The following is a 15,217-nucleotide window of genomic DNA, read 5'->3' on the forward strand; positions in this document are numbered from 1 at the left end:
GGCCGGGCCCAGCCCCGGTCAGGCGCTGCGCAGGCTGCGGTCGGTGATCGAGCGCGAGCCACGCCCGACGGCGACCATGCCGGACTGGACGAGCTCCTTGATGCCGAACGGCTCGAGGACGTCGAGCAGGGCTCGGAGCTTGTCTGAGGTACCGGTCGCCTCGATGACGATCGCGTCGGTCGTCACGTCGACGACCTTGGCCTTGAAGAGCTGGATCGTGTCGATGACCTGGCTGCGGGTCGCCGGGTCGGCGCGGACCTTGACGAGCAGGATCTCGCGCTGCACGGAGGCGTGCGGGTCGAGCTCGACGACCTTGAGCACCTCGATGAGCTTGTTGAGCTGCTTCGTCACCTGCTCGAGGGCCGCTCCCTCGACCTCGACGACGACCGTGATGCGCGAGATGTCGGCCAGCTCGGTCGGGCCGACGGCGAGGGAGTTGATGTTGAAGCCGCGTCGGGAGAAGAGCGCCGCGACGCGGGTCAGGACGCCGGGCTTGTCCTCGACGAGGACCGACAGGGTGTGCTTGCTCATGCTCAGTCCTCCCGCTCCCAGACCGGCGCCTCGTGGCGCGCGGCCTGGATCATGTCGTTGCTGACGCCGGCCGGCACCATCGGCCACACCATGGCGTCGCGGTGCACGATGAAGTCGATGACGACCGGGCGGTCGTTGGTCTCGAGCGCCTGCTTGATGACGGCGTCGACCTCCTCGGGAGTCTCCGCCCGCAGGCCGAGGCAGCCGTACGCGTCGGCGAGCTTGACGAAGTCGGGGACGCGCTGGCTCATCGGCTGCAGGTCCGTGTTGGAGTAGCGCTCGTTGTAGAAGAGCGTCTGCCACTGCCGCACCATGCCGAGAGAGCTGTTGTTGATGATCGCGACCTTGATCGGGATGTTGTTGATGACGCAGGTTGCGAGCTCCTGGTTGGTCATCTGGAAGCAGCCGTCGCCGTCGATGGCCCAGACGGTGCGCTCGGGCTCGGCGACCTTGGCGCCCATGGCTGCCGGGACCGAGAAGCCCATCGTGCCAAGGCCACCGGAGTTGATCCACGCGTTCGGGCGTTCGTACTTGACGAACTGCGCGGCCCACATCTGGTGCTGGCCGACCCCCGCGACGTAGGTCGCGTCGGGACCCGTCAGCGCGCCGATGCGCTCGATGACGTACTGCGGCGAGAGGGTGCCGTCCTCGCTGTCGGTCCAGCCGAGCGGGAACGTCTGCTTCCAGTCGGCGACCCGCTCGCGCCAGGCGGCGTAGTCCCACGCGTCGGGGTCGGCGTCGGCGGTGGCGCGGTCGAGCGTCACCTGCTCGATGAGGTCCTTGATGACCTCGCCCACGTCACCGACGATCGGCACGTCGGCGATGCGGTTCTTGGAGATCTCGGCCGGGTCGATGTCGGCGTGGATCACCTTGGCGTCCGGGGCGAAGGTCGACAGCTGGCCGGTGACGCGGTCGTCGAAGCGCGCCCCGAGCGTGATGAGGAGGTCGGACTTCTGCAGGCCCGTCACCGCGGCGACCGTGCCGTGCATGCCGGGCATGCCGAGGTTGAGCGGCTCGCTGTCGGGCACCGTGCCCCGCGCCATGAGGGTCGTGACGACGGGGATGCCCGTGAGCTCGACGAGGCGGCGCAGGGCCTCGCTCGCGCGGGCCCGGACGACCCCACCGCCGACGTAGAGGACGGGCCGCTTGGCCGCGGCCATGAGGCGGGAGGCCTCGCGGATCTGCTTGCCGTGCGGGCGCAGCACCGGGCGGTAGCCGGGCAGGTCGATCTGCGGCGGCCAGCTGAAGGTCGTCGTCGCCTGGAGCGCGTCCTTGCTGATGTCGACGAGGACGGGACCCGGGCGGCCGGTGCTCGCGATGTGGAACGCCTCGGCGATGGCCTGCGGGATCCTCGCCGGGTCGGTCACGAGGTAGTTGTGCTTCGTGATCGGCATGGTGATGCCGCGGATGTCGGCCTCCTGGAAGGCGTCCGTGCCGATGGCGCAGCTCGCGACCTGACCGGTGATCGCGACGACGGGCACGGAGTCCATGTGGGCGTCGGCGAGGGGCGTCACGAGGTTCGTCGCGCCGGGGCCCGACGTCGCCATGCAGACGCCGACCTTGCCGGTCGCCGACGCATACCCCTCGGCCGCGTGGCCGGCACCCTGTTCGTGGCGCACGAGGATGTGACGGACCTTCTTGGAGTCGAGCATCGGGTCGTAGGCGGGCAGGATCGCGCCGCCGGGGATGCCGAAGACGGTGTCGCAGCCGATGGCCTCGAGGGAGAGTACGAGCGCCTGTGCCCCGGTGACCTCACGGGCCGGCGTGACGGGCCCGACGGGCTTGGCCTCCGCCGCGGGTCGGGGACGGGCCAGGGAGGCCACGTCGGCGGGCGAGGGCGCCTGCTTCGTCGTGTCGCTCACGATCTCTTCCTTTGTCTCGAGCACTGCGTGGTGATGCCGGTTCGGGCTGACTCCAGCCACAAAAAAACCCTTCGGTCCCGCGGTGGGACGGAAGGGGGCGCGCTGACCGTTCGAGCTGGTCGGCGCGCTAGGGAAGTACGAGGAGTCGGGCCACGTGACAACCGTCCTACCAAGCCCCAGCGGTGTCAATCGACCCTATCGGGCGTCTCAGCATGTGACCTCGTGATCTCACCCACTGTCACGCCGATGGGCGTCACCTCGTCGCCTCCCCGGGTCCGCGAAAGTCGGTTGTCGCCGGCGGGAACCGCTCGGGACACTGGCCGACATGACGAGCGCCATGCCCCTCCAGCTGCCGCCCCCGGCGGCCCACCTCGCCGAGCGACCGCTGACGCGGGACGACGCGGCGGCCGTCACCGCGCTCATGGCCGCCTGCGAGCTGCACGACGTCGGCGAGGTCCTCATCGAGGAGGCCGACATCGTCGGCGACTGGCAGCGCCCCGCCTTCGACCTCGCCACGCAGTCGGTCGGCGTGCTCGACGGCGACCGGCTCGTCGCGTACGCGGAGGTCTACAAGGGTCGCTGGGCCGACGCGGCCGTCGCACCGACCCACCGCGGGCTGGGCCTCGGGACGGCCCTCTCGCGCTGGACCCGAGCCGTCGGCGCGCGTGACGGCGGCGCCATCGTCGGCCAGCCGGTGCCCGGCGACTCGGCCGGCGAGCGTCTCCTCTCGGCCCTCGGCTACCGCACCCTCTGGACGTCGTGGGTGCTCGAGCTACCGGCCGGGCAGGCGATCGAGCCGCAGCCCGTTCCGGAGGGGTATGCCATCCGCGAGCCCCGCGACGAGGACGACCTCCGGGCGACGTGGACGGTCAACGAGGACGCCTTCCTCGAGTGGTCCGAACGCGAGCGATCGACCTTCGAGGAATGGACGGCCACCGTCTCGCGACGCCCCGGCTACGAGCCGTGGCAGCTGCGGCTCATGGCCGACGCGTCCGACACCGTCGTCGGCATGGCCTTCGTCGTCGTGTCGAGCGGCTGCGCCTACGTCGACAAGCTCGCCGTGCGCCGCGACGAGCGGGGCCAGGGTCTGGCCCGGGCGCTGCTCGTCGACGCGTTCGAGGTCGCCCGCGCGCACGGTGGCGAGCGGTCCGAGCTGTCCACCGATTCCCGCACCGGCGCCCTCGGTCTCTATGAGAAGGTCGGCATGCAGGTCACGTCGGTCTGGCGGCACTGGGCGGCCGACGTGGCCCCGGAGCCAGGGGCCGCACCAGCCTGAGGAGACGTCGTGGAGCAGCACACGAGCATCGACATCGACGTCCCGGTCGCCCGGGTGTGGGCCGTGATGCGCGACGTCGAGCGCTGGCCCGAGTGGACCGCGTCGGTGCGGTCGGTGGCGCTGCTCGACGACGGGCTGCGGGTCGGGTCGCGGGCCCGCATCGACCAGCCGCGGATCCCGACGACGGTCTGGACCGTCACCGGCCTCACCGAGGGACACGACTTCACGTGGGAGGCGAGCGGGCCCGGCACGTTGACGACGGGTCGCCACGCCGTCGAGGCGACGGGCTGCGACACGTGCCGGGCGACGCTCTCGATCACCCAGTCCGGCTGGCTCGGCGCGGTCGTCGGTCGCGGCTACCGCTCACTGACCGAGCGCTACCTGGCGATGGAGGCCGCGGGCCTCAAGGCCCGCGCCGAGTCGGGAGGCTGAAGAGTCGCCGAACCCCCTCCCACCGCAACACACCGAGCAAGTCCCAACGCACCAGGATCGGATGCCGGTGCGTCGTGACCTGCTCGGTGTGTTGCTCAGTCAGAGGGTCAGCACGGGGTTGGCCGGTGACGCCGCGACGTCGCCCGGTGCGAGCCCGGGCAGCCACGAGGTCAGGTCGTTGGCCTGCGCCGAGTTCGCCGGTTCGAGCACCGACAGTCCGTCGGCGAACCAGATGACGGTCATGACCTCGCGCATCCGGTCCGAGGAGTTGCCGAGCGCCTTGTGCACCGTCCAGCCCGAGTGGAAGGACGCGTCGCCGGCACGCATCGCGACCGGTTCGTCGACGACGAGGCCACGCTCCGCGAGCAGCCGGTCGAAGTGCTCCTCCGACGCGTCGGAGATTCCGATGTCGCTGAGAGGCCCGTCGACGTGGCTGCCGGAGGCGAAGGCGAGCCCGCCGTGCGCTGGCGTGATGTCGACGAGCGGCATCCACATCGTCAGGCAGCGCGAGCCGTCCAACGGCCAGTACATCGCGTCCTGGTGCCACGGGGTGTAGCCCCCGCCGGGCTCCTTGAAGAGCGCCTGGTCGTGGTAGAGCCGCACCTTCGGGACGCCGAGCAGGCGGGCCGCCACCCCGGCGAAGCGGGCTGCCATGACGAAGCGCGCCACGTCCTCGTCGTGCTGCCAGAGGTTCATCACCTGGAGGAACGCCATGCCGTAGCTGTCGCGCTCGGCGAGGGGCCGGGTCTCGGTGCTGAGGCGCTCGACGGCCGCTGCGACGGGCACGCGGTACGCCGCCACCTCCTCGTGCGTGAGCAGCTGGGCCACGCGGACGTGGCCGTTCGAGCGGTAGGCCGCGACGTCGTCGTCAGAGATGGGGTATGCCGTGGTGAGCGCGGGCAGCAGGCCGGTGGGCATCTGGTGGCTCGTCCTCCGTGGATCGTGAACGACCCGAGCGGTCGTCGCAGGTCCAAGGACACCAGTCGATCTCAGGCGTGACCCGGAACGTCATGGTCAGAGGGGAACGATCTGGTTCGATGTCCCTATGGACGAGCGGGCGGCGCACGGCGACGGCGCTCGCCGCGTGCCGTCGGGCCGGCTCGGGGAGGTGCTCGTGGCCGGACGCATCACCGGCGGCAGCGGTCTACCCGTGGGCACGACGCGGCGTCACCCGACGTGGGGCCTGACCTTCGTCACCGCGGGCACGGGCCGCTACCGGGACGCGCGGACCGACGACGCCCTGGGCCCGGGCTCCCTCGTCGTGGTGCACCCCGGGCACCCGCACTGGTACGGCGCCGACCGCGGCGGCTGGGACGAGGTCTTCGTCGTCTTCGACGGGGTGGCGTTCGAGCTGGCCCGACGACGTGGGGCGCTCACGCCCGACCACCCCCTCGTGCACGGTCTGCCGGTCGCCCGGTGGCGCCACCGGTTCGCGGCCTTCGCCGAGCGGACCCGCCCCACGACGGTCGCCGGCCGGGACGCCGAGGCCCTCGACCTGCTCACGGCCCTGCTCGAGGCGATCACGACCGCAGGTTCGGCCAGAGATCCTCGCGGACCTGCGAGGCTCGGCTGGCTCGATCGCTCCCTCGAGCTGCTCGACCGCGACCTCGCCGAGCCGTTGGACCTCCCGTCCGTGGCCGCCGACGTCGGGATGGCCTACGAGACGTGGCGCCGCCGGTTCCGGTCCGAGACCGGCACGAGCCCCTACGCCCACCGCGCCTCACGACGGCTCGAGGCCGCGACCGACCTGCTCGTGCACACCGGGCTGGGTGTCCGGGACATCGCGGCGGCAACCGGGTTCAGCGACGAGCGGCACCTCATCCGCCGGTTCCGCGAGCACACCGGGACCACGCCCCGCGCCTTCCGTGACGCCGCTCGCTGACCGGGCCACCCCGCATACGCCATCGACCGCCCACCCTGGGTCGAGGTGATGGCGACACCCACTCGGGCGTCGCCATCACCTCGAACCTCAGGTCAGCCGCAGACAGCGCCGCGGCTGGCGCTGCCGACGAGCTTGCGGTACTTCGCGAGCACGCCGCGCTGGTACTTCGGCTCGGGGTGCGTGACTCCCGCGGTGCGGCGGCGCTCCATCTCCGCGTCGTCGACGAGGACGTCGAGCGTGCCGTTCGCGACGTCGAGGCGGATGGTGTCGCCGTCGTGCACGAAGGCGATGGGCCCGTCGTCGACGGCTTCGGGGGCGACGTGGCCGACGCAGAGGCCGGTCGTGCCGCCGGAGAAGCGGCCGTCGGTGAGCAGGAGGACGTCCTTGCCCAGGCCGGCGCCCTTGATGGCGCCGGTGACGGCGAGCATCTCGCGCATGCCGGGGCCTCCCTTGGGGCCCTCGTAACGGATGACGACGACGTCGTTCTTCCTGAGCGAGCCCTGCTCGACGGCATCCATCGCGGCGCGCTCGCCGTCGAAGACGCGGGCGGTCCCCTCGAAGACGGACTCGTCGAAGCCGGCCGACTTCACGACGGCACCCTCGGGAGCCAGCGAGCCGGTGAGGATCGTCAGGCCGCCGGTCTTGTGGATCGGCGTCGCCATCGCACGGATGACGCGGCCGTCGATGTGCGGCGGGTTGATGTCGTCGAGGTTCTCGGCCATCGTCTTGCCCGTCACCGTGAGGCAGTCGCCGTCGAGCAGTCCGGCCTCGAGGAGCGTCTTCATGACGACGGGGATGCCGCCGATGTGGTCGATGTCCTTCATGACGAAGCTGCCGAAGGGCTTGACGTCTGCCAGGTGCGGCACCTTCGCGCCGATGCGGCGGAAGTCCTCGATCGTCAGGTCCACCTCGGCCTCGTGGGCGATGGCGAGCAGGTGGAGGACGGCGTTCGTCGACCCGCCGAAGGCCATGACGACGGCGATGGCGTTCTCGAAGGCCGGCTTCGTCATGATGTCGCGGGCTGTGATCCCCTTGCGGAGCAGCTCGACGACGGCCTCGCCCGACTTGCGGGCGTACATGTCGCGGCGCCGGTCGGTGGCGGGCGGTGCGGCCGAGCCGGGGATGGACATGCCGATGGCCTCGGCCACAGCGGCCATCGTGTTGGCCGTGTAGAAACCGCCGCAGGCGCCCTCCCCCGGGCAGATGGCCCGCTCGATGGCGTCGACGTCCTCCAGCGACATCTTGCCGGCGGCGCACGCACCGACCGCCTCGAAGGCGTCGATGATCGTGACCTCTTTCTCGGTGCCGTCGGACAGCTTGGCGATGCCGGGCAGGATCGTGCCGGCGTAGAGGAAGACCGACGCGAGGTCGAGACGGGCGGCAGCCATGAGCATGCCGGGGAGCGACTTGTCGCAACCCGCGAGCAGCACTGACCCGTCGAGGCGCTCGGCGTTCATCACCGTCTCGACGGAGTCGGCGATGATCTCGCGGGAGACGAGGCTGAAGTGCATGCCCTCGTGGCCCATCGAGATGCCGTCGGAGACGGAGATCGTGCCGAACTCGAGCGGGTAGCCCCCGCCGGCGTGCACGCCGTCCTTGACCGCCTTGGCCAGCCGGTCGAGCGACAGGTTGCAGGGCGTGATCTCGTTCCACGAGCTCGCGACGCCGATCTGCGGCTTGACCCAGTCGTCGTCGCCGAGACCCACGGCCCTGAGCATCCCCCGCGCCGCGGTCTTCTCGAGACCGTCGGTGACGTCGCGGCTGCGGGGCTTGATGTCAGGCGTCTGCGTCATGCGAGCAGCATAGAACCGTGTCCGCTGGTTGGACACCGCATCTCACGGCCTGAGCGCGTGCGTGGATGGGCCCGGCAGCCGTCAGTCCTCGCGGCCCCGGCTGACGTGGAAGCGCGTGAGCTCGCACGAGCCGAGGTCGAGGTCGGCCCAGTCCCCCGCGTAGCGCAGGACCGCGAGACCGCTCGTGACGAAGCCCTCCCCGAGGGCTTCGTGCGCCTCGCGCGAGCCCTCGCCGTCGGTGAGCAGGCTCGTCAGCTGGGCCATCGTCGGGTTGTGACCGACGACGAGGACGGTCGAGGTGTCACCGGCGTCCTCGCGCACCGTCTCGAGCGTCTGCTCGGAGCCGCCGAGGTAGACGCTGCGCCGGAACTCGACGAACTCCGTGTGCGCGCCGCCGCGGCACGCCTCCTCCCACGTCTGTCGGGTGCGCTGTGCGGTCGAGCAGATGACGAGGTCGGGCACGAGGCCTTCGGCATGGAGCCACTTGCCCGCCGCCTTGGCGTCCCGTCGACCACGGGCCGCGAGCTCGCGGTCGTGGTCGACCTTGCCGGGCCCCTCCTCGGCCTTGCCGTGTCGCATCAGGATGAGGGTCTTCTCTCTCGAGGCGCTGCTCATGACTCCGAGCATGCTCCGGACCGGCCGTGTTGTCAGCCCGGACCGCTCAGAGGCTCAGCTCGGGCTTGATCCGCGACGGGGTCCACATCCGCGAGCGCCGGGCCGCGACGGTCGACACGGCGAGGGCACCGACGAGGTATGCCGCGAGCACCCCGATGCTCCCCAGCACCGGACCGAGGTCGGCGCCGTACATGAGCCGACGGAGCCCGTCGATCGCGTACGTCATCGGCACGACGTGGTGGATGGCCTGGAGCGGCGCGGGCAACGTCTGCCAGGGGAACGTGCCACCCGCGCTGACGAGCTGGACGACCATGAGAACGAGGCCGAGGAACTTCCCGACGGCGCCGAGCCGTGCGGCGAGCGCGTGCAGGATCGCGACGAACGTCATGGACACGAGGACGAGGAAGAGGAAGGCGAGCACCGGGTGCGCGATCCGGATGTCGACGCCCCTCCCGACGACGAGCACGAGCGCTGCGGCCTGGAGGACGCCGACGAGCGCCGGGGCGAGCCAGCCGCCGACGGCCGTGCGGACCGATCGCTGGCTCGTCGCGAGGGCACGCGTCGACAGGGGCCGGACGAAGAGGAAGAGGACGTAGGCGCCGATCCAGAGCGCGAGGCTCATGAAGAAGGGCGCGAGCCCGGCACCGTAGGAGCCTGCTGACGAGAGGGAGTCGGAAGAGACCCCGACGGGGTTGCCGATCGTCTGGGCCATCGCCTTGCGCTGGGCCTCGGACGGGTCGGGAACGGCGTCACGACCCTTGACGAGACCTGCGTGCAGGTCGGTGGCGCCCTTGACGAGCGAGTCGAGGCCGGAGGCGAGGGAGGTCGCACCCGACGAGAGCTGGTCGGCGCCCGTGGCCGCCTTCGTCGCGCCGGACTCGAGCGCGCTCGAGCCGGTCTTGAGCTGGTCGAGACCGGTGGCGAGCGTGCTCGCGCCGTCGCGGACCTGGACGGCCCCGGAGTGGGCCTGGGCGATGCCACTCGTCAGGGCCGGCGTGGCCGAGGCGAGCGTCCGGGCGCCGGTCGCGACCTGGTCAGCGCCCTTGGAGAGTGTGGTCAGGCTGCCGGAGGCCGACTGGATCGTGCCGTCGGCCGTGTCGACGTAGCCGTCGATGACGTCCAGCCGCGACTCGACGACGGCGAGCTGGCCGTCGGTGAGCCCCTGGGCGCGCAGGGCCGACAGGAAGCTCGAGCGGTCGGCGGCGATCCGGCTCTTGAGCTGGGTCGACGCGGTCGCGGCCTTGGTGCCGTAGGAGGCGATGGTCCGGTTGCCTGCGGCGACCTGCTCGGCGCCTTCTGCGAGACGGGCCGTCTGGGCCGGCAGGTTGGCGGTGCGGGACTGCAGGGTGGACAGGCCCGAGGCGAGCTGGCCGGCGCCCGCCTCGAGGCTGTCAGCGCCGGAGGCCGCCTGGCCGACACCGGTGTCGAGGCGCCTGGCCCCCGAGGCGAGGTCGTCGAGGCCGGTCGCGAGGGTGCGCGCCCCGCTCGCGAGCTTCTTCGCGCCGTCGTCGGCCTTGACCGCACCGGCCCGCAGCTGGTCGGAGCCGTCGGCGGCCTTGACGAGCTGGTCGTGGACGTCGCTGAACCCGAGGAGCAGCTTGCTGGCCGCGGTCCGGCTCACCTCGCTCGCGACCGACGACGTCACCTGCTTGATGACCTGGTTGCCGATGGTCGAGGTCATGTAGTTGTTGGCGTCGTTGGTCTCGAGCACGATCGTGGCCTGTCGCGGCGTGAACTCGGCCGTCGAGGCCAGGTCGGCAGAGAAGGTCCGGGGCAGGATGACGGCGAAGGCGTAGGTCCCCTCGTCGACACCGCGCATCGCCTCCTCGTGCGAGACCAGGTGCCAGTCGAAGGACTTCGAGTCGACGAGCTGGTCGGCGACCCGACCACCGACCTGGAGCTTCTCGCCCGTGCTCAGGGTGGTGCCGGTGTCGTCGCTCACGACGGCGGCCGGCACCTGCGGGAAGCCGCCGTAGGGGTCGTGGTTGGCGTAGAGGTAGAGGCCGCCGTAGAGCGTGGGGATGAGCACGAGAGCGGCAAGGGCCAGCCGGGCCAGGCGCGAGCTGGTCAGACGGCGTAGCTCGGCGACCGCGAGGCGGACGGGGTTCATGCCGAGGGCTCCTTCGAGGTGGTGGTGTCTGTCGTGCGTCGCGGATCGGGCTGGGGCTCGGGCTCCGGCTCCGGCTCCGGCTCGGGCTCGGGCTCCGGCTCGGGCTTGGGCTCCGGTTCGGGCTCGGGCTCCGTCTCCGGCTCGGGCTCCGACTCGGGCTCGACCTCGACCTCGACGGGAGGCGGCAGTGCGGATGCCAGGGCAGCCGTCGTCAGGACGATGACGGCGAAGCCTTCCCGGGCCAGCCCGTGACAAGTCTCGAGCCAGACACCGTGGTCTCCGCCGTGCCGCTCGGCACCTGCGAGGACGAGGACGCGTACGTGGGGGTGGAGGGCCCCGAGCTCGAGCAGGAGGCTCGTGCGCACCCCTGCGGGCAGCTGCTCCCAGGGCACACCGGCACGGTCGGCGACATCGTGCTCGTCCAGGAACGCGGCGACGGCTGAGCGGGTGGCGGGCCGCTCCGCGAGGGCGAGCTCCTCCTGCACGACGGCCCGCACCGTCAAGGAGTCCTCGGGGGCCGTGACGTCTGCGACGTCGACGAGCCGCGTGCGCAGCTGCAGCTCGGCTCGCTCCGGGACCCCGCCGATGCTGACGCGCCCGCGCAGCAGGGCGACCCGGCCGCCGATGGCGAGGGCGAGTGCGACCTGAGGGATCCCCGGGTCGGTCGGGACGAGCGTGACGACACCGTCCGGAGCCACAAAGCTCACGTGCTCGACGAACGGCTCGTGCGTGCCGGCGACGCCGACATCGTCGACGACGACGGTGCGCCGGTCGGTGTTGGTGGGTCGTCCTGGGCTGGGAGTGGTCACCCGACGAGTATGCGCCGATACGAGGTCGTATTCAATTCGAGGTTGTATCCTTGGCATATGCCGTCCGCCACAGCACCGTCCAGCGCTCCCCGCGTCAGCGCGCGTCGCCAGGCCACCCGCGACCGTGTCCTCGAGGCGGCGAGCGAGGTCTTCGCCGAGCGCGGGTTCCACGGCGCCACGGTCGAGGACATCTGCGAGCGCGCCGGCTTCACTCGAGGTGCTTTCTACTCCAACTTCACCTCCAAGGACGACCTCGTCGTCGAGCTCTCCCGGCGCCACTCGGAAGCGCTCGTCGACCGGATCCGGCGCGCGAGCAAGCGCGAGCACGCGAGCGCCGACGAGGTGCTCCGCGATGTCTTCGCGGCGCTCGCGGACGACAGCCGCGAGCGCTGGCTCGTGCTGACGACCGAGTTCACCCTCCACGCCATCCGTGACGCCGACGCGCGACGCGCCTGGGCCGCCCAGCAGCGCCGCGTCCGCGACGAGCTCGTCTCCGTCGTCGACGAGGCGGTGGCGCGCCAGGGGCTGACGCTCCCGATCCCCACCGACCTCTTCGTCCGCGCCGCCATCTCACTCGCCCAGGGGTCGATGACCCAGCGCCTCGTGGAACCGCGCTCGCTCACGGTCGGCGAGCTCGAGCGCACCGTCCTGCCCATCCTCCTCGGCGTCGACGCCTGACGCTCCGCACCCGGCGGACGTGCGAGATCGCCCCGAGATCGCGAAGCGGGTGGCGTCCAGCGACACCCGCCGCGCGTCCAGGCGCGCGATCAGCCGCCGGAGACGGCGTTGATGATGTGGACGCGGGCGCCGGCCGGGACCGGCGCGCCGATGCCCTCGCCGCGCGTCGCGTCCTCGCCGTTGACGAAGACCTTGACGTGCCTGCGGATCTGGCCGCGCTCGTCACGCACCTTGCCGTCGAGGATGCGATGACCCGAGAACGCCCGGTCGAGCAGCTCGGCCACGGTCTGCGACTCGGCCGGCGACTCGACCTCGATCTCAGCGACGCCGCCCACGAGGTCACGGAGCATGCCGGGGAGGATGACGCGGACGGGAGCAGACGGCATACGGAATCCCTTGCGTGTCAGGTGAGCTGGGCGGCGCGCACGACGAGCACGTCGGGCAGCTGGGTCGCGATGCGCTGGAAGGTCTCACCCTCGTCAGCCGAAGCGAAGACATCGCCGTTGCGCGTGCCGATGTAGACGCCGACCGGGTCGGCCGCGTCGAGGGAGGCTGCGTCGCGCAGCACGCACGTGTAGCTGTGGCCGGGCAGTCCGGTCGCCTGCTGGCGCCACGTCGCGCCGGCGTCGTCGGACCGCTGGACCTGCAGCTGGGCGTCCGGCGGGATGCGCTCACCGGAGTCGGCCACGGGCACCACCCAGACGACGCCGGGACGGCGGGGGTGGGCGAGGACCGTGAAGCCGAAGTCCGTCGGCAGCCCCTCGGCGATGGAGTCCCACGTCGCGCCGTTGTCGTGCGAGCGGTAGACACCGTTGTGGTTCTGGGCGAAGAGCTCCCCCTCGCCCTGGCCGCGAGCCACCTTGTGCACGCACTGGCCGTACTCGGGGTACTCGTTGTCGGGCATGAAACCCGCCCGGATGCCCGGGTTGCTCGGCGCCCACGTCTGCCCGCCGTCGCCCGAGCGGTAGACGCCGCCCGCGCTCATCGCGACGAGCACCGACTCGGGACGTCCGGGCTCGGGGACGATCGTGTGCACCGCGCCGCCGCCGAAGCCGGGCTCCCAGGTCGGGCGGTGGGGGTGGTCCCACAGGCCCCGGACGAGCTCGTAGTGCTCGCCGCGGTCGGTGCTCTTGAAGAGGGCGTGCGGCTCGACCCCCGCCCACACGACGTCGGCGTCGTTCGGGTCGGGCGTCAGCTGCCAGACGCGTTCGAGCGCGGTGTCCGTGTCGGCCGGGAAGGCCAGGGCCCGCTCGGCGCTCTCGGTCCACGTGCGGCCACCGTCGGTGGAGGCCTGGACCGTGGGTCCCCAGTGCCACGACTTGACGCCTGCCAGCACGGTCGAGCGCCCCTCGCGGGTGTCGACGGCGACGGAGGCGACCTCGCTCATGAGGAAGTGCGGGCCCTCGAGGGTCCAGTCCTGCCGGTCGGTGCTGCGGGCCATCCAGAGCCCCTTGCGCGTGCCGATGGCGACGATGGTCTCGGTCATGTTGACAGTGTCCACTATGCGTGTGGGGCAGACAAGGGTCCGGCGACGGCGTTGTCGACCGGCTCCCCGGCGAGCAGCGCCTCGACCTGTCGGCGCACCAGGGCGATGGCGCGCGGGCGCATCGCGTCCGTCGCTCCTCCGACGTGCGGTGTGACGAGGACGCCCGGTGTCGTCCACAGCGGGTGGTCCTGCGGCAGCGGCTCGGGGTCGGTCACGTCGAGCGCGGCCCGCAGCCGGCCGGAGGCGCACTCGGCCACGAGGGCGTCGGTGTCGACGACCGGACCACGGGCCACGTTGACGAGGAGGGCGCCGTCCGGCATACGGCTGAGCAGCGACGCGTCGAACAGACGACGTGTCGCGGGGGTCAGCGGCACGATGACGACGACCACGTCGTGATCGGGCAGCAGGTCAGGCAGCTCGTCGATGCCGTGGACCTGCGGCACGAGCTCATCGCCCTCCCGGGCCCGAGATGCCACCGCCGTCAGGGTGACCTCGAACGGGGCGAAGCGCCGTGCGATGGCCCGGCCGATCTGCCCGTAGCCGACGACGAGCACCCGCCGGTCGGCCAGCGAGGAGCGCAGGCGCAGCGGCTCCCAGTGCCCTTCCTGCTGCGACCCGACGAACTCAGGGATGTCGCGGATGGACGACAAGGTCAGGGCCAGCGCGAGCTCCGCCGTCGAAGCGTCGTGGACGCCCGCCGCGTTGCAGAGGGTCACGCGCTCGGGCAGCTGACCGACGAACTGCTCGTAGCCGGCGCTCTGCAGCTGGACCACCTCGAGGGCGTCGAGGCCGCGGGTGACGTCGGCCAGGTCGAGGCTCGTCATGTACGGCATGACGGCGTAGCGGATCTCCGGACCGCGTGGGGGCGCCCCCTTCATGTCCCAGACGACCGCGTCGACACCGTCGAGGTCGGCGAGCGCGTCTGCGTACTCGGGCTCGGGCACGGACACGACGAGGGGAAGGACAGCCATGGCGCCCACGCTAGTCAGAACGAGTGGTCCGCAAGGGACCCGGGCCCCTCCCCCGCCACGCCGCTAGGCTCGCGCGGGTGACGAACCACCCCCGCGTCCTCGCCCTCGGCTCGGGTCGCCGTACCGCTCCCGAAGGTGGCGGCCGACCCACCGCTATAGACAAGCGACCCGTGGAGTCGTTCGCGGTGCGCGACCCCGGCCCGAAGCACGGCGGTCTCGGCAGCGGAGTCGTCGGTGACGAGATCGGCAACCCGAAGCACCACGGCGGCGCGCTCCAGGCCGTCTACGCGTACCCGCGCGAGGACCAGGAGTTCTGGGAGCAGCAGATCGGGCGCGCCATCCCCTCAGGGGGATTCGGCGAGAACATCACGACGCTCGGGGTGGACACGACACACGCGCTCGTCGGCGAGCTGTGGCGCATCGGGGACGTCGTGTTGCGGGTCGAGGTGCCGCGCACCCCGTGCCGCACCTTCGCCGCGCACGTGGGTGAGCCCCGCTGGGTGCGCCGCTTCACCGAGGCCGGGCGCACCGGCGCCTACCTCTCGGTCGTGACCGCCGGCACCGTGCACACCGGCGCGACCATCGAGATCGAGCGGCCCGCCCACGACATCGACCTGCTCGTGCTCTTCCGCGCCTTCACCGGCGACCTCGCCGCCGCCCGACGGGTCGTCGACGCCGACGTCGTCCACCCCGAGGTGCGCCACGGACTCGTCGAGACGCTCGAACGACGCGGGGGCTGAGACACCGCGGTCCCACACGGCACGTGGGACAC

The 15,217-nt window shown here is 71.7% G+C and carries 15 protein-coding genes; 5 read left to right on the forward strand and 10 right to left on the reverse strand.

Going from position 1 to position 15,217, the window contains the following annotated elements:
- Positions 1-18: 18 nt before the first annotated feature.
- The gene (gene ilvN / locus NR112_RS03285) at positions 19-531 is read right to left on the reverse strand and encodes an acetolactate synthase small subunit (RefSeq protein ID WP_256792537.1); all 513 of its coding nucleotides are present in this window, start codon (positions 529-531) and stop codon (positions 19-21) included.
- A 2-nt stretch (positions 532-533) separates the two neighbouring features.
- On the reverse strand, positions 534-2,393 hold the full coding sequence (locus NR112_RS03290) for an acetolactate synthase large subunit (protein ID WP_256792538.1): 1,860 nt from the start codon (positions 2,391-2,393) through the stop codon (positions 534-536).
- Positions 2,394-2,718: 325 nt separating this feature from the next.
- On the opposite strand from NR112_RS03290, the gene NR112_RS03295 reads away from it, so the two are divergent.
- A complete protein-coding gene (locus NR112_RS03295) occupies positions 2,719-3,669 on the forward strand; it encodes a GNAT family N-acetyltransferase (RefSeq protein WP_256792539.1) in 951 nt (316 codons plus the stop codon).
- Positions 3,670-3,678: 9 nt separating this feature from the next.
- Entirely contained in the window at positions 3,679-4,101 is a 423-nt protein-coding gene (locus NR112_RS03300) for an SRPBCC family protein (protein ID WP_256792540.1), read from the forward strand.
- Positions 4,102-4,200: 99 nt separating this feature from the next.
- Here the strand turns inward: NR112_RS03300 and NR112_RS03305 are convergent, their stop codons facing one another.
- Positions 4,201-5,019, reverse strand: a complete 819-nt coding sequence (locus NR112_RS03305) for a phytanoyl-CoA dioxygenase family protein (RefSeq protein ID WP_256792541.1) — start codon at positions 5,017-5,019, stop codon at positions 4,201-4,203.
- 127 nt (positions 5,020-5,146) lie between these two features.
- Between NR112_RS03305 and NR112_RS03310 the strand changes: the two genes are divergently transcribed.
- Positions 5,147-5,983: an AraC family transcriptional regulator gene (locus NR112_RS03310; RefSeq protein ID WP_256792542.1), complete on the forward strand. Its 837-nt coding sequence runs from the start codon at positions 5,147-5,149 to the stop codon at positions 5,981-5,983.
- Positions 5,984-6,075: 92 nt separating this feature from the next.
- On the opposite strand, the gene ilvD is transcribed toward NR112_RS03310, so the two are convergent.
- From ilvD to NR112_RS03330, 4 genes are all read right to left on the reverse strand, one after another.
- Complete coding sequence (gene ilvD, locus NR112_RS03315) at positions 6,076-7,776, reverse strand: dihydroxy-acid dehydratase (protein ID WP_256792543.1); 1,701 nt, start codon at positions 7,774-7,776, stop codon at positions 6,076-6,078.
- Between the two features lie 81 nt (positions 7,777-7,857).
- On the reverse strand, positions 7,858-8,391 hold the full coding sequence (locus NR112_RS03320; RefSeq protein WP_256792544.1) for a histidine phosphatase family protein: 534 nt from the start codon (positions 8,389-8,391) through the stop codon (positions 7,858-7,860).
- 46 nt (positions 8,392-8,437) lie between these two features.
- Positions 8,438-10,501, reverse strand: a complete 2,064-nt coding sequence (locus NR112_RS03325) for a YhgE/Pip family protein (RefSeq protein WP_256792545.1) — start codon at positions 10,499-10,501, stop codon at positions 8,438-8,440.
- On the reverse strand, positions 10,498-11,310 hold the full coding sequence (locus tag NR112_RS03330; RefSeq protein ID WP_256792546.1) for a hypothetical protein: 813 nt from the start codon (positions 11,308-11,310) through the stop codon (positions 10,498-10,500). Before NR112_RS03330 ends, NR112_RS03325 begins: the two co-directional genes overlap by 4 nt.
- A 57-nt stretch (positions 11,311-11,367) precedes the next feature.
- Between NR112_RS03330 and NR112_RS03335 the strand changes: the two genes are divergently transcribed.
- A complete protein-coding gene (locus tag NR112_RS03335) occupies positions 11,368-11,988 on the forward strand; it encodes a TetR/AcrR family transcriptional regulator (protein WP_256792547.1) in 621 nt (206 codons plus the stop codon).
- Positions 11,989-12,077: 89 nt separating this feature from the next.
- On the opposite strand, the gene NR112_RS03340 is transcribed toward NR112_RS03335, so the two are convergent.
- From NR112_RS03340 to NR112_RS03350, 3 genes are read right to left on the reverse strand one after another with little or no spacing between them, the layout of a single operon-like run.
- On the reverse strand, positions 12,078-12,374 hold the full coding sequence (locus NR112_RS03340) for a MoaD/ThiS family protein (protein ID WP_256792548.1): 297 nt from the start codon (positions 12,372-12,374) through the stop codon (positions 12,078-12,080).
- A 17-nt stretch (positions 12,375-12,391) separates the two neighbouring features.
- A complete protein-coding gene (locus NR112_RS03345; protein WP_256792549.1) occupies positions 12,392-13,474 on the reverse strand; it encodes a sialidase family protein in 1,083 nt (360 codons plus the stop codon).
- 14 nt (positions 13,475-13,488) lie between these two features.
- Positions 13,489-14,445 carry a 2-hydroxyacid dehydrogenase gene (locus NR112_RS03350; RefSeq protein WP_256792550.1) on the reverse strand — a complete coding sequence of 319 codons (957 nt, stop codon included), beginning with the start codon at positions 14,443-14,445 and terminating at the stop codon, positions 13,489-13,491.
- A 77-nt stretch (positions 14,446-14,522) separates the two neighbouring features.
- Between NR112_RS03350 and NR112_RS03355 the strand changes: the two genes are divergently transcribed.
- On the forward strand, positions 14,523-15,185 hold the full coding sequence (locus tag NR112_RS03355) for an MOSC domain-containing protein (RefSeq protein WP_256792551.1): 663 nt from the start codon (positions 14,523-14,525) through the stop codon (positions 15,183-15,185).
- Positions 15,186-15,217: the final 32 nt, after the last annotated feature.

The sequence above is a fragment of the Terrabacter sp. Ter38 genome (assembly GCF_024519435.1).
Taxonomy (GTDB): domain Bacteria; phylum Actinomycetota; class Actinomycetes; order Actinomycetales; family Dermatophilaceae; genus Terrabacter.